This is a genomic window from Streptomyces sp. NPDC093065 (assembly GCF_044754585.1).
GTDB lineage: Bacteria > Actinomycetota > Actinomycetes > Streptomycetales > Streptomycetaceae > Streptomyces.
The window spans coordinates 132,532-145,234 of sequence record NZ_JBIVPJ010000003.1; the positions used below are offsets into that span (position 1 = coordinate 132,532).

Annotated in this window: 14 protein-coding genes; 9 read left to right on the plus strand and 5 right to left on the minus strand. The window is 73.3% G+C overall.

The annotated features are described in order from the left end of the window. Positions 1-57 precede the first annotated feature (57 nt). Positions 58-423, minus strand: a complete 366-nt coding sequence (locus ACIQFU_RS06485) for a nuclear transport factor 2 family protein (protein ID WP_402549448.1) — start codon at positions 421-423, stop codon at positions 58-60. A gap of 180 nt (positions 424-603) precedes the next feature. Here ACIQFU_RS06485 and ACIQFU_RS06490 point away from each other — a divergent pair, with 180 nt between their 5' ends. Continuing rightward, positions 604-888 (plus strand): hypothetical protein, encoded by a 285-nt coding sequence (locus tag ACIQFU_RS06490; protein ID WP_402549449.1) that lies wholly within the window; start codon positions 604-606, stop codon positions 886-888. A 9-nt stretch (positions 889-897) separates the two neighbouring features. Here ACIQFU_RS06490 and ACIQFU_RS06495 read toward each other — a convergent pair whose 3' ends face one another. Then, on the minus strand, positions 898-2,652 hold the full coding sequence (locus tag ACIQFU_RS06495; RefSeq protein WP_402549451.1) for an ABC transporter ATP-binding protein: 1,755 nt from the start codon (positions 2,650-2,652) through the stop codon (positions 898-900). Between the two features lie 177 nt (positions 2,653-2,829). Between ACIQFU_RS06495 and ACIQFU_RS06500 the strand changes: the two genes are divergently transcribed. The 6 genes from ACIQFU_RS06500 (at position 2,830) to ACIQFU_RS06525 (ending at position 8,130) form a co-directional block, all read left to right on the plus strand. Next, entirely contained in the window at positions 2,830-3,918 is a 1,089-nt protein-coding gene (locus tag ACIQFU_RS06500; protein WP_402549452.1) for an S-(hydroxymethyl)mycothiol dehydrogenase, read from the plus strand. Next, complete coding sequence (locus ACIQFU_RS06505; RefSeq protein WP_402549453.1) at positions 3,918-4,547, plus strand: MBL fold metallo-hydrolase; 630 nt, start codon at positions 3,918-3,920, stop codon at positions 4,545-4,547. Before ACIQFU_RS06500 ends, ACIQFU_RS06505 begins: the two co-directional genes overlap by 1 nt. Positions 4,548-4,703: 156 nt before the next feature. Then, complete coding sequence (locus ACIQFU_RS06510; RefSeq protein WP_402549454.1) at positions 4,704-5,630, plus strand: SDR family oxidoreductase; 927 nt, start codon at positions 4,704-4,706, stop codon at positions 5,628-5,630. Positions 5,631-6,095: 465 nt separating this feature from the next. After that, a complete protein-coding gene (locus ACIQFU_RS06515; RefSeq protein WP_402549455.1) occupies positions 6,096-6,896 on the plus strand; it encodes an SDR family NAD(P)-dependent oxidoreductase in 801 nt (266 codons plus the stop codon). Between the two features lie 155 nt (positions 6,897-7,051). Then, the gene (locus tag ACIQFU_RS06520; RefSeq protein WP_402549456.1) at positions 7,052-7,747 is read left to right on the plus strand and encodes a L,D-transpeptidase family protein; all 696 of its coding nucleotides are present in this window, start codon (positions 7,052-7,054) and stop codon (positions 7,745-7,747) included. 197 nt (positions 7,748-7,944) lie between these two features. Continuing rightward, complete coding sequence (locus ACIQFU_RS06525; protein ID WP_402549457.1) at positions 7,945-8,130, plus strand: hypothetical protein; 186 nt, start codon at positions 7,945-7,947, stop codon at positions 8,128-8,130. Between the two features lie 69 nt (positions 8,131-8,199). Here ACIQFU_RS06525 and ACIQFU_RS06530 read toward each other — a convergent pair whose 3' ends face one another. Beyond that, positions 8,200-9,543: a S1 family peptidase gene (locus ACIQFU_RS06530; protein WP_402549459.1), complete on the minus strand. Its 1,344-nt coding sequence runs from the start codon at positions 9,541-9,543 to the stop codon at positions 8,200-8,202. 151 nt (positions 9,544-9,694) lie between these two features. Here ACIQFU_RS06530 and ACIQFU_RS06535 point away from each other — a divergent pair, with 151 nt between their 5' ends. Both ACIQFU_RS06535 and ACIQFU_RS06540 read left to right on the plus strand, forming a co-directional pair. Then, a complete protein-coding gene (locus ACIQFU_RS06535) occupies positions 9,695-10,876 on the plus strand; it encodes a MalY/PatB family protein (protein ID WP_402549460.1) in 1,182 nt (393 codons plus the stop codon). A 49-nt stretch (positions 10,877-10,925) separates the two neighbouring features. After that, entirely contained in the window at positions 10,926-11,333 is a 408-nt protein-coding gene (locus ACIQFU_RS06540) for a PPOX class F420-dependent oxidoreductase (RefSeq protein ID WP_402549462.1), read from the plus strand. A 7-nt stretch (positions 11,334-11,340) separates the two neighbouring features. Here ACIQFU_RS06540 and ACIQFU_RS06545 read toward each other — a convergent pair whose 3' ends face one another. Both ACIQFU_RS06545 and ACIQFU_RS06550 read right to left on the minus strand, forming a co-directional pair. Further along, positions 11,341-11,763 carry a Zn-ribbon domain-containing OB-fold protein gene (locus ACIQFU_RS06545; RefSeq protein WP_402549463.1) on the minus strand — a complete coding sequence of 141 codons (423 nt, stop codon included), beginning with the start codon at positions 11,761-11,763 and terminating at the stop codon, positions 11,341-11,343. A 197-nt stretch (positions 11,764-11,960) separates the two neighbouring features. Continuing rightward, complete coding sequence (locus ACIQFU_RS06550) at positions 11,961-12,695, minus strand: TetR family transcriptional regulator (RefSeq protein WP_402549465.1); 735 nt, start codon at positions 12,693-12,695, stop codon at positions 11,961-11,963. Positions 12,696-12,703 lie beyond the last annotated feature (8 nt).

The following is a 12,703-nucleotide window of genomic DNA, read 5'->3' on the forward strand; positions in this document are numbered from 1 at the left end:
TCTGGAGTGCGCTGTCACCCGCTGACCCGGTCGCCCCGGAGGCCCCCGGCCCCCGGACTACTCGTCCCAGGCCTGGATCATGGTCTGGTCGACGATCTCGCCGTCCCGCAGCGACAGCATCGACTCGGCCAGGACCCGCACACCGTCCGGATAGGCGCACTCCTCGGTGAACGCGACCTGGTCGCCCTGGACGACGCAGCGCGTCATCCGGTGGGTCATGTCACGGCTGTAGACGTCGTCGAGCATCTCGGCGATCTCGTCCCGGCCGTGCAGGACCTTGGGACGGCTCGGCTGGTCGTACCGGTCGACGACGCGGACCTCCGCGTCACGCGCGTACAGCGACAAGAGCGGTGCCGCCGTCTCTCCTTCGATGCCCCGGCGCAGGGCTTCGGTGTCGAAGCCGGGGCCTGCCGTGGTGCTCATGACGACCTCCTTCGGATGCCGAAGGCCGCGGCCCGGAGCTGGAACGGACCGTTGCGGCCCTCTCCCTTCGAGCCTCCTCCGTCCGGGCGCCCACGGCAACGGCGACCGGGACACTGGTCCTCACGGGTGAGCGCGGGCGTCAGCCCGTGTCCGGCCCGGCCCGTTCGCGTTGCTCAGCACATGATCTCAACACGACGTATCGTCGCCGTTGTCGGGCTCGCCGCCGGTGTCACCGGTCTCGCCGCCCCGATGGCGAGCGCGGCCGGCGGGGGCCCGCTGGGCACCGAGAAGCTCAGCGTGACGAACACCCTCGACTCACTCGCGGTCAACGACATGCCCGCCGAGGACCGGGCGCAGATGCCGCTCCCGTCCCAGCAGCTGAACCGGCTGCACGACCTGGAGCAGCTCCAGCAGGTCACCGGCCTGGTCTCGCCCGTCTTCGGCGTCGTCCCCGCCCTGGGCTGACGCCTTCCGTCAGCCGCCGGCCGCCAGGAACTGGGTGGCCGCCAGCTCCGCGTAGAGCGGATCGGCGGTCACCAGTTCCCGGTGCGTGCCGACCGCCCGCACGCGCCCCGCGTCCATCACCACGATCCGGTCGGCCGTCGTCACCGTGGACAGCCGGTGCGCGACGACCAGCACCGTGGTCGTCCGGGCCACCTCGGCCACGGTGTCGCGCAGCGCCGCCTCGTTGACCGCGTCGAGCTGCGAGGTGGCCTCGTCGAGCAGCAGCAGCCGGGGACGGCGCAGCAGCGCACGGGCGATGGCCACCCGCTGGCGCTCGCCACCCGACAGCTTGGTGCCGCGATGCCCGACCAGCGTCTCCAGCCCGTCCGGCAGCCGCTCCACCAGACCGTCCAGCCGCGTCGTCTTCAGCACGGTGGTGACCGCGCCGTCGTCCGCCCCCGGACTGCCCAGCAGCAGGTTGTCCCGCAGCGAACCGGACAGCACCGGGGCGTCCTGCTCCACGTAACCGATCGCGGCCCGCAGCGAGGCCAGTTCCCACTCCCCGAGGCTCCGGCCGTCCAGCGTGATCTCCCCGGAAACCGGGTCGTAGAAGCGCTCGATCAGCGAGAAGACGGTGGTCTTGCCCGCGCCGGACGGTCCGACGAACGCCGTCATCCCCCGGGGCGGAACCTCGAAGCTCACCCCGTGGTGGATGTACGGAAGGTCGTCGGCGTAGCGGAAGCGGACGTCGTGGAAGGCGACGGACGCCGGCCGCGCACCCGGCGACGGCAGCGGCACCGGCCGGGCCGGCGGCTCCGCGGGCAGGCGCAGCGCGTCCTGGATCCGGCCGAGAGCCGCCCGCCCCGTCTGGTACTGCGTGATCGCGCCGACGACCTGCTGGATCGGGGACATCAGATAGAAGACGAAGAGCAGGAACGCCACCAGCGTGCCCACGTCGATCGCCCCCGTCGCCACCCGCGCACCGCCCACCGCGAGCACCGTGATGAAGGCGATCTGCATCGCGAGCCCGGCCGTGTTGCCCGCGGCCGCCGACCACTTGGCAGCGCGCACGCTCTGCCGCCAGGACTCCTCGGCCGCCTCGTGCAGCGCCCGCTCCTCACGCGGTTCGGCGCCGGACGCCTTCACCGTCCGCAGCGCCCCGAGGATGCGCTCCAGCGCGGCGCCCATCACACCCACCGCGTCCTGCGCCTGCCGGCTCGCGCGGTTGATGCGCGGCACGATCAGACCCAGGACCGTGCCCGCCCCCACGACCACCGCCAGCGTCACCCCGAGCAGCACCGGATCGACGACGCCCATCATCACCAGCGTCGCCACCAGCGTGAGCCCGCCGGTGCCGAGACCGATGAGGGAGTCGGTGGTGACCTCGCGAAGGAGGGTCGTGTCGGAGGTGATCCGGGCCATCAGGTCACCGGGCTCGGTGCGGTCCACCGCCGTGATCCGCAGCCGCAGCAGATACGACGACAGGGTCCGCCGTGCCCCGAGCACCACCGACTCCGCGGTGCGCCGCAGCACGTACGAACCCAGCGCGCCGAGCGCCGTGTTGGCGACCACGAGCCCCGACATGGCCAGCAGCGCCCCGGTGATGGCCCGGTCGTGCGCCAGGTCGTCGATCAGCTCCCGCGCCACCAGCGGCAGCAACAGCCCGGTGGCGCCGGTGACCAGGGAGAGCAGGGCGCCCGCGAACAGGGCCGTGCGGTGCGGCCGTACGTATGACAGGAGCAGCCGCCAGGCTGGCGTACCGGTCTCCGGCTCTGCGGTGGTCACGTCGCTCCTTCGGCACGCGGACGGGGCACTCAGGCTACGTGGGCGCCCGGCCGCCCGGGCCGCCGGTGTACGGGCGGCCGGCCGCACCCCGCGAACCGCCCTGTCACCTGCCACCTTCCGATCACTTGCGCGTAGGGTCTGGGGGAACGCTGAACGGCCGAGGAAGGGGTCAGGAGCATGGCGGAGGAAGTACGCGGTGTGATCGCGCCGGGCAAGGACGAGCCGGTGCGGATCGAGACGATCGTCGTGCCGGATCCCGGCCCGGGCGAGGCCGTGGTCAAGATCCAGGCCTGCGGGGTGTGCCACACCGACCTGCACTACAAGCAGGGCGGCATCAACGACGAGTTCCCCTTCCTGCTCGGCCACGAGGCCGCGGGCGTGGTCGAGTCGGTCGGCGCCGGTGTCACCGAGGTCGCCCCCGGTGACTTCGTGATCCTCAACTGGCGTGCCGTGTGCGGCAAGTGCCGGGCCTGTCTGCGCGGCCGTCCCTGGTACTGCTTCGACACCCACAACGCCGAGCAGAAGATGACCCTCGCCTCGACCGGCCAGGAGCTCTCCCCGGCCCTCGGGATCGGCGCCTTCGCCGAGAAGACCCTGGTCGCCGCCGGACAGTGCACCAAGGTCGACCCGGCCGTCTCCGCGGAGGTGGCCGGCCTGCTGGGCTGCGGCGTGATGGCCGGCATCGGCGCCGCCATCAACACCGGCAACGTCGGCCGCGGCGACACCGTCGCCGTCATCGGCTGCGGCGGCGTCGGCGACGCGGCGATCGCCGGATCACATCTGGCGGGCGCGGCGAAGGTGATCGCCGTGGACATCGACGACCGCAAGCTGGAGACCGCCCGCTCCATGGGCGCCACCCACACCGTCAACTCCCGCGAGACCGACCCCGTCGAGGCGATCCGCGAGCTGACCGGCGGCTTCGGCGCCGACGTCGTCATCGAGGCCGTCGGCCGCCCGGAGACCTACCGGCAGGCGTTCTACGCCCGCGACCTGGCCGGCACCGTCGTCCTCGTCGGCGTCCCGACGCCCGAGATGAAGCTCGAACTGCCCCTGCTCGACGTGTTCGGCCGCGGCGGCTCGCTCAAGTCGTCCTGGTACGGCGACTGCCTGCCCTCCCGCGACTTCCCGATGCTGATCGACCTCCACCTCCAGGGGCGCCTGGACCTCGGCAAGTTCGTCACGGAGACGATCCGACTGGACCAGGTCGAGCAGGCCTTCGACCGCATGCACGCCGGTGACGTGCTGCGTTCGGTGGTGGTGCTCTGATGGCCCCCCGCATCGAACGCCTCGTCACCTCGGGACAGTTCAGCCTCGACGGCGGCACCTGGGACGTCGACAACAACGTCTGGCTCGTCGGCGACGACCAGGAGGTCGTCGTCATCGACGCCGCCCACGACGCCGACGCGATCGCCGAGGCCGTCGGGGACCGCCGCCTCACCGCGATCGTGTGCACCCACGCCCACAACGACCACGTGGGCGCCGCGCCCGCGCTCGCCGACCGCACCGGCGCCACCATTTGGCTGCACCGCGACGACCTGCCCCTGTGGCAGCAGACCCATCCCGACCGGGACCCGGACGCCTGGCTGACCGACGGCCTCGTCATCGAGGCGGCGGGCGCCGACCTGACCGTCCTGCACACCCCGGGGCACGCGCCCGGCGCGGTCTGCCTCTACGACCCCGGTCTCGGCACCGTCTTCACCGGCGACACCCTCTTCCAGGGCGGACCCGGCGCGACCGGGCGCTCCTACTCCCACTTCCCGACGATCATCGACTCGATCCGGGACAAGCTGCTGGTCCTCCCGCCCGAGACGGAGGTCCGCACGGGCCATGGCGACTCCACGACCATCGGCGCCGAGGCCCCGCACCTGGAGGAGTGGATCAGGCGCGGCCACTGACCCGCCGCCCCGGGGCGGGCGCCCAGGCGATCGCCCCGGACACGCGCGGCAAAGGTGACAGAAGATGTCCGGCTTCCCGGGCACCCTCGAACAGGACATCGCCCGTGCGGGACACGAGCCCGTGCGGAACACGAGGGAGAGGAACGGGAGCCGGACATGACAGGGTCACCGAGGGGTCCGCTGGCGGGCAGGGTCGCGCTGGTCGCCGGGGGGACCCGCGGCGCGGGACGCGGCATCGCCGTCGAACTGGGCGCGGCCGGCGCCACCGTCTACGTCACCGGCCGCAGCACCCGCGCCCGGCGCTCGGAGTACGACCGTCCCGAGACCGTCGAGGACACCGCCGACCTGGTCACCGAGGCCGGCGGTCGCGGCGTCGCCGTGCCCACCGACCACCTGGACCCGGCGCAGGTCGCCGCCCTCGTCGACCGTATCGCCCGCGAACAGGCCCGCCTCGACGTCCTGGTCAACGACATCTGGGGCGGCGAGAACCTCTTCGAGTGGGACACCCCCGTCTGGGAGCACGACCTCCACAACGGCCTGAGGCTCCTGCGGCTCGCCGTCGAGACCCACGCCGTCACCAGCCACCACGCCCTGCCGCTGCTGCTGCGCCGCCCCGGCGGACTGGTCGTCGAGGTCACCGACGGCACCGACGCCTACAACCGCGACCACTACCGCAACTCGTTCTTCTACGACCTGGCCAAGACATCCGTCCTGCGCATGGCCTTCTCCCTCGGGCACGAGCTGGGCCCGCGCGGGGCCACCGCCGTCGCGCTGACCCCCGGCTGGCTGCGCTCGGAGATCATGCTCGACCACTTCGGCGTACGCGAGGAGAACTGGCGCGACGCCCTCGACCGCGTGCCGCACTTCGCCATCTCCGAGTCGCCCCGCTACGTCGGCCGCGCCGTCACCGCCCTCGCCGCCGACCCCGGCGTCGCGCGCTTGAACGGCCAGTCCCTCTCCAGCGGCGGACTCGCCCAGGAGTACGGCTTCACCGACCTCGACGGCAGCCGCCCGGACGCCTGGCGCTACCTCGTCGAGGTCCAGGACCCGGGCAAGCCCGCCGACGTCACGGGGTACCGCTGACGGGAGGCGGCGGCCGGCGGGCGCCGTGGCCCGGGGGCGGGCCAGGTCCTCGCGTACGGCCGCGCGGCAGCCCTCGCGTGCGGTGCGCCGCCCTTCCGGCAGGGCCCGCCGGGCCGCCGGACCCGGGGTCGCCTCGCGCAGGAGGCGTTCCGTCACCGCCACCACCCGGACCCCGGGAGCCGGCGGATGCGGATGCGGGTCGTTGCCGAGGCGCGCGGCGACCCGGTACGTCGGCGTGACCGAGGTCTTCGGCGCCCTCGCGTGGTCGGCGTGCACCGCGAGTCCGCGTTCCTCCCAGCGGGCCTCGCTTCCCGCCGGGGCCCCGCCCGGTCGCTGCGGACCACGGGGGACAGGAACCGGGCGCGCCGATGACGCTCCCCGGGGCGCGGGCAGTTGCCGCAGGAACGCGGACACGGCCGCACGGTGTCTGCCCCTGTGATCGTCGCGGCACTACCGTCTGGGCCCATGACGGACACCAGGCGTTTCACCGACCACACGGCACTCGTGACGGGCGCGGCCCGGGGCATCGGCGCGGCCACCGCACGCCGGCTCGCCACCGAGGGGGCCAGGGTGCTGCTGACCGACGTGGACCTCGACGCGGCACGGCGCACGGCGGCACGGCTGACGGAACGGGGACTGGCCGCCGAGGCGTTCGCCTGCGACGTGTCCGACCGGGCGTCCGTCGAGGCGGCCGTCGCCCACGCGGTGGACGCCTTCGGCGGGCTCGACGTACTGGTCAACAACGCCTGTGCCTGCACGCCCGACGCCCCGCTCTTCGAGGACGAGCCGGACGAGGTCTGGGCGCGCGACCTCGACGTCACCCTCACCGGCGCCTACCGCTGCTGCCGGGCCGCGCTGCCCCACCTCGCCGCCTCGGGACGCGGCGCGATCGTCAGCATCGGTTCCGTCAACGGGGTCCAGGACTTCGGCAACCACGCCTACAGTGCCGCCAAGGCCGGGCTCGCCTCGCTGACCCGCACCCTCGCCGGGCACGCCGCCCCGCGCGGTGTCCGGGTCAACCTCGTGACGCCGGGCACGGTGCGCACCACGGCCTGGGAGGGCCGGGACGCGGAGCTGGCCGCGGTGCGGGGGCTGTACCCGCTGGGGCGGGTCGGCGAGCCCGAGGACATCGCGGCGGCCGTCGCCTTCCTCGCCTCGCACGACGCCTCCTGGATCACCGGCACCACCCTCGCGGTCGACGGCGGCCTGACCGCGGTGAACACGGGCTTCCGGCGGGCCGTGGAGGACCCGGACGGCACGGACTGACGGGTAAGGGCCGCCCGGTGGCCTTTGTCACTGTTTCGTCGCGGTGGCCGGCGGTGCGCAACCAAAGCCGCCGGGCGGCGGTCTAGCAGGCGGGGATCGCACCAAGGCGACCTTCCGCCCAGCGCACCGCCTCGACGCGAAAGGCATGACCGGCCATGGGGGACACACGCCGACGGGGAGCCGTCGCACTCGGGATCACCGCACTGGTGGCACCGCTCACACTCGCGCTCACGGCGGCACCGGCCCAGGCCGCGAGCTGCACCGCGAAGGCGGGCCCGTACCAGAAGAAGGTGGAGAAGTTCCTCGGCCGCAAGGCCGACGGCAAGCAGTCCACCGCCGACTGCAAGGCCATCCGCGCCTTCCAGACCAAGCACGGCATCACGCCCGACGCCGGCTACGCGGGGCCCGTCACGTGGGGGGTGATGGACCTGATGACGAAGCAGAAGGCCGTCGGCAAGAACCCGAACAAGTCCGGCAAGTGCCCGACCGGCAAGGGCCGTATCGCCTGTGTGAACCTCAGCCTCCAGCTGAGCTGGATCCAGGACGGCAGGAAGCTGGTGTACGGACCGGTCCCGGTGCGCACCGGGCGCGACGGCTACGAGACCCGCACCGGCCTGAAGAAGGTCTACTGGCGCAACATCGACCACGTCTCGACCATCTACCACGTGCCGATGCCGTACAGCCAGTTCTTCGACGGCGGCCAGGCCTTCCACTCCGTCGGCGTCAGCATGTGGAACCCGCCGGGCTCGCACGGCTGCGTCAACATGACGAAGACCGACGCCAAGAAGTACTGGTCGCTGCTGAAGAAGGGCGACGACGTCTACGTGTACGGCCGCAAACCCGGCACCTGACGGACGGGGGCGTCCGGCCCGTGCCGCGGCGCCCCACGGCCGGGGGGCGAGGCGGCCCGTGTGCGGCAGGACACATCGGGTGGGAACGAACTCGCCCGTGGGTCTTGACAGATGGGAAGATCGACGTGATCAGTAACACGGTCCGATATGTCCGCTTGGCTCGTGATTACTCACATCGTCTTCACGTCGGGCGCCGTATGCTTCACATCATGTCCACCACTGTTGAACCCTCCTCCGAGCGATCGGCTGCCGAGGTCAACGAGGAGATCCGGGCCCTGTGGCTCCGGTCGGGCGGGACACTGAGCGTCGAGCAGCGCGCGGAGTACCAGCGGCTCGTGATGGAGTGGGCCAGCGCGGCCCCGGAGTCCGTGACGGCCGCCTGAGCGGCGCCCGGGACTCCTCGCCCCGGCCCGTCGGCAGCGTCCACGGCCCAATCCTCGCACCGGCCCCGGTCAGCTCCACGTCGCCGAGTACTTCCGCCGATAGGCCTTGCGGTCCCGCTCCGTCCGGATCCACCGCGTGGCCACCAGCGTCATCAGGCTGCCCGCGACGACCAGCAGCCCCGGTCCGACGTTCCTGCGGTCCGTGAGCCGGGCGAGCAGGGGCGTGCCGTCGGCGCCCGTCACCGGGGCCGACGCCCCCGTTCCCGGGGCACCGGCCGCCCCGGGCGCCGGGGTGCCCGCGGCGGCACCCTCCCGGCCGGAGCCGACGAGCCGGACCCCGAGCGCCGCCATGGCCTCCGGCAGCGGCTGGAAGAACGTCGTACCGCCCTTGGCGCAGTCACCGCTGCCGCCCGACGTCACACCGAGCGCGACGCCCTCGGAGAACATCGGCCCCCCGCTGTCCCCGGGTTCGGCGCACACGTCCGTCTCGATGAGGCCGGTGACCGTGCCCTCCGGGTAGTTGACCGTCGCGTCCAGTGCGGTCACCCGGCCGTCCCGCAGCCCGCTGGTGCTCCCGCTGCGGAACACCCGCTGTCCGACCGCCGGCTCACCCGTCCCCGTGATCCGTACGCCCTTGCCGCCGCCGACCGCCACCACGTCGGCGTCGTCGCCCGCCTTGCCGCCCGCGTACGCCACCAGGGAGAAGTCGTCCCCGGGGAAGCTCCCGGCGACCGTCCTGCCGATCTGGCGGTCCCCCTCGCCGTCACCGAACCAGACGGAGCCCGTCGGCCCGCAGTGGCCCGCGGTCAGGATGAAGTCGTCGGTGCCGTCGGTCACGTTGAACCCGGCCGAGCAGCGTCCCGCCGTGGACAGGATCGGCTCCGCCCCGTTCAGGCGGGTGGTGAACACGCCCTCGGTGCGTTCCATGCGGACGAACCCGCCGATGCCCTCGGCGACGCCCGTCAGCCGCGACCAGTCGGCACCGGAGACCGTGCGGTCCCCGCGCACCACCACCTCGTTCGACCGGTAGTCAGGCGCCCACGCCGTACCGGGCACCCGGGGCGCCGCACGCAGCGTCGAGGCAGCCGACCTCAGCTCGGTCATGCTGTGCCGCACCACCTTCGCCGTGGCGCCGGCCCGCCGCACCGCTTCGGCCGTGGACTCGTCCGTCACCGCCACGACCGGCCGCCCCTCGGAGTCCACCCAGTGACCCGCCGTACGGTCGCCGCCCAGCCGGGCCACGAGATCCGCACCGGCGCCGGACGCGGTCCGCGCGAGGGTGTGCGGCGCGGTGGACGGGCCGGGAGGTTCGCTCGCCACCGCCCGGGTGACCATCGTCCCCCCGATCAGCAGCCCGCCGACGGCAGCCAGCCGCGCCGCTCGCCGGACGATGCGTCGTCGTGCGTGCCTCATGCGTGTGCTCCCGAACCCGACCGCGCGGCGTCGCCGCCGCGGGGGACTCCGGACGTCGAGCACCCTCCTCCCATACGGCGGCCGAAGGCGCGGTGTTCACCGGACCGGCGCCTTGTTCCCCCGCTCCGCCACGCCGTCCTATCTTGGGCCCATGACCAGCACCCCGCGGGACCAGTCCGGTGAACCGAACCCCCTGCACGCGCTCGGCCTGGAACAACTCCGCCGCCGTACGAGCATGAAGTGGCGCACCCACCCGCCGGACGTACTGCCGCTGTGGGTGGCCGAGATGGACGTGCCGCTCGCCGGATCCGTCGTGCGCGCGGTCACCGACGCCATGGAACTCGGCGACACCGGCTACCCCGTGGGCACCGCCTACGCCGAGGCCCTCGCCGCCTTCGCCGGGAAGCGGTGGGGCTGGGACGACCTGGCCGTGGGGCGCACGGCGATCGTGCCCGACGTGATGCTGGGCGTCGTGGAGATGCTCAGGCTGGTCACCGAGCCCGGCGATCCGGTGATCGTCAACCCGCCGGTGTACCCGCCGTTCTACGCGTTCGTCGCCCACATGGCCCGGCGCGTCGTCGAGGTGCCGCTCGGCCCCGGACTGCGGATCGACCTCGGCGTGCTGGAAGAGGCGTTCCGGCGTGCCGTCACGGGCGGCGGCCGGGCGGCCTTCCTGCTGTGCAGCCCGCACAACCCGACCGGCACCGTGCACACCGCCGGCGAACTGGCCGCTGTCGCCGCCCTCGCGGAGCGGTACGGCGTCCGGGTCGTCGCCGACGAGATCCACGCGCCGGTCGTCACCGCCCCCGACGCGCGGTTCGTGCCCTACCTGAGCGTGCCCGGCGCCGAGCGCGGCCTCGCGCTGATGTCGGCGTCCAAGGGCTGGAACCTGGCCGGTCTCAAGGCGGCCCTGGCCCTCGCGGGACCGGGGGCAGCCGCAGACCTGGCGCGGATGCCCGAGGAGGTCGGCCACGGGCCCAGCCACATCGGTGTCCTCGCCCACACCGCCGCCCTGCGCGAGGGAACCGCCTGGCTGGACGCGGTGCTCGCCGGGCTCGACGACAACCGGCGGCTGCTCACCGGCCTGCTCGCGGAGCGGCTGCCCGGGGTCGTCCACCGCCCCGGGGAGGCGACCTACCTCGCCTGGCTCGACTGCCGCGCCCTGGGCCTCGGCGACGACCCGGCGCAGGTCTTCCTCGACCGGGGCCGGGTGGCCCTCAGCTCCGGCATCCCCTTCGGCAGCGGCGGGGCGGGACACGTACGGCTCAACCTGGCGACCTCGCCCGAGGTGCTCACGGAGGCGGTGCGGAGGATGGCGGCGGCCCTGGGGTGATGCGCGGGGCCGCACACCCCACGCGGGCGCGGGTCTAGACTCCCGGATCATGGACGACGACGCGTCACTGGACCGGCTCGGCGCCGGCAAGTACCTGCTGGTCACGACCTACCGCAAGAACGGCACCCCGGTCGCCACCCCGGTGTGGGTCGTGCGGGACGGGGAAACGCTCGGCGTCTGGACGGTGGCCGACTCCTGGAAGGTCAAGCGCGTCCGCAACCGCGCCGACGTCCTGGTGGGTCCCTGCGACGTGCGCGGCAGGCCGACCGGCGACCAGGTTCCGGGGACGGCGGAGATCTGCGACCCGGCCACCACGGCCCGCTACCGGAAGCTGCTGATCCGCAAATACCACGTCCTCGGCCTGCTCACCCTCATGGGCAGCAGGCTGCGCCGGGGGCTCGACGGCACCGTGGGGATCCGCATCACGCTGACACCCGGACCGGCGGCCGGGAGCTGACCGGCCCTCAGGTCCAGGCCCGGTAGGGCTCGTCGACCAGCTGGAAGACCGGCTCGCCGCGCACCGGGTCCTTGGCCGTGGACAGCCGCACCCGGTCACCGCTGTGGATGCCGATGAGCGGGCCCATGACCCGGCCGCGCAGCACGAAGCCCTCGGCCATCTCGATGAGGGAAACGTTGCGCGCGGCAGGGGTGTTGCGGTGCACCACGGTGGCGTGGCGCACCGTCCCGGTGCCCTTGCTCCGCTCCGTCCGCAGCTCGCTGCCGCGACAGACCGGGCACAGCACCCGGTGGTACATGGCGGTGCCGCACCAGGTGCAGCGCTGGTAGAAGACGGCCTCGGTGTCCGGGGCCCGGTCCTCGGCCGTGGGGTCGAGCAGGCCCGTCGCGGGGCCGGCCGCCTGCTGAGCGACGTTTCCTGAGTGGTACACGCTGGTCAACTCCCTGCACTCGGGCCGGAATCCCGCGTGCGCGGTCACCGGGCACGCGTGTGCGCGGCTCACCGTGCCACCGTGCACGCCCCACAGCGTATGGCACTCAGTGTCACTCGTAAAGGCACTCGGTACCCCTTATTGAGAGGGGATGAGTGAGCGGGCGACGGGCCGCGAGACGGGACGGGGTCCGGCCGTCAGTCGTGCCCGAACGCCGTCTCGACTTCCCGCAGCACCTGCCACAGGGGCGCCCCCCGGCGCGCGGCGACGACCACCACGTCCTCGGGCGACTCGCCGCGCGGCGGCACCGGTACGTCGCCGAACGCGCACTGTGCGAACGCCAGCGCGTGGTCCACGGCGGCGCCCGCGTCGTCGCGCCCCTCCGAACGCAGCCAGGACCGAAGCGCGTTGTTGTGCGCCGCGACCACCGCGGCCGCGATCACATCGGCGCGCAGGATCCCGTCCGGGCGCCCGCCCAGCCGCCCGCGCAGGTACGCGGCGAGGGCGCGCTCGTAGCGCCACACCACCGACAACTCGTAGGCGCGCAGCCCGGGGACCTTCTTGGTGAGGTGGTAGCGCTGCACGGAGAACGCCGGGTTCTCGGCGTACATGCGCAGCACGAGCCGGGCCGCGTCGCACACCCGCCGCACCGGGTCGGCGTCCTCGGGGGAGTGGGCCAGGAACGCCTTCATGTCGCTCAGGCACCGTTCGTGGTCGGGGAAGACCACGTCCTCCTTCGAGGGGAAGTATCGGAAGAAGGACCGCCGTCCGACACCGGCGAGGGCGACGATGTCGTCCACCGTGGTCTGCTCGTAACCGCGTTCCAGGAACAGCCGGAACGCCGCCGCCACCAGCGCGTCCCGCATCGGCGGCCGGACCTGTGCCGCGTCCGTACCGTCTCCGCGGCGGGGCGCCGCACTGCTGGTGCTCATGAAGGGGA

Excerpts from the sequence above, each read along its gene's own strand:
- ACIQFU_RS06540 (WP_402549462.1), top strand. The coding sequence starts at position 10,926 with ATGGACGACGACGCGTCACTGGACCGGCTCGGCGCCGGCAAGTACCTG.
- ACIQFU_RS06535 (WP_402549460.1), top strand. The coding sequence starts at position 9,695 with ATGACCAGCACCCCGCGGGACCAGTCCGGTGAACCGAACCCCCTGCAC.
- ACIQFU_RS06505 (WP_402549453.1), top strand. The coding sequence starts at position 3,918 with ATGGCCCCCCGCATCGAACGCCTCGTCACCTCGGGACAGTTCAGCCTC.
- ACIQFU_RS06530 (WP_402549459.1), bottom strand. The coding sequence starts at position 9,543 with ATGAGGCACGCACGACGACGCATCGTCCGGCGAGCGGCGCGGCTGGCT.
- ACIQFU_RS06510 (WP_402549454.1), top strand. The coding sequence starts at position 4,704 with ATGACAGGGTCACCGAGGGGTCCGCTGGCGGGCAGGGTCGCGCTGGTC.
- ACIQFU_RS06485 (WP_402549448.1), bottom strand. The coding sequence starts at position 423 with ATGAGCACCACGGCAGGCCCCGGCTTCGACACCGAAGCCCTGCGCCGG.
- ACIQFU_RS06550 (WP_402549465.1), bottom strand. The coding sequence starts at position 12,695 with ATGAGCACCAGCAGTGCGGCGCCCCGCCGCGGAGACGGTACGGACGCG.
- ACIQFU_RS06490 (WP_402549449.1), top strand. The coding sequence starts at position 604 with ATGATCTCAACACGACGTATCGTCGCCGTTGTCGGGCTCGCCGCCGGT.
- ACIQFU_RS06515 (WP_402549455.1), top strand. The coding sequence starts at position 6,096 with ATGACGGACACCAGGCGTTTCACCGACCACACGGCACTCGTGACGGGC.
- ACIQFU_RS06525 (WP_402549457.1), top strand. The coding sequence starts at position 7,945 with ATGCTTCACATCATGTCCACCACTGTTGAACCCTCCTCCGAGCGATCG.
- ACIQFU_RS06520 (WP_402549456.1), top strand. The coding sequence starts at position 7,052 with ATGGGGGACACACGCCGACGGGGAGCCGTCGCACTCGGGATCACCGCA.
- ACIQFU_RS06500 (WP_402549452.1), top strand. The coding sequence starts at position 2,830 with ATGGCGGAGGAAGTACGCGGTGTGATCGCGCCGGGCAAGGACGAGCCG.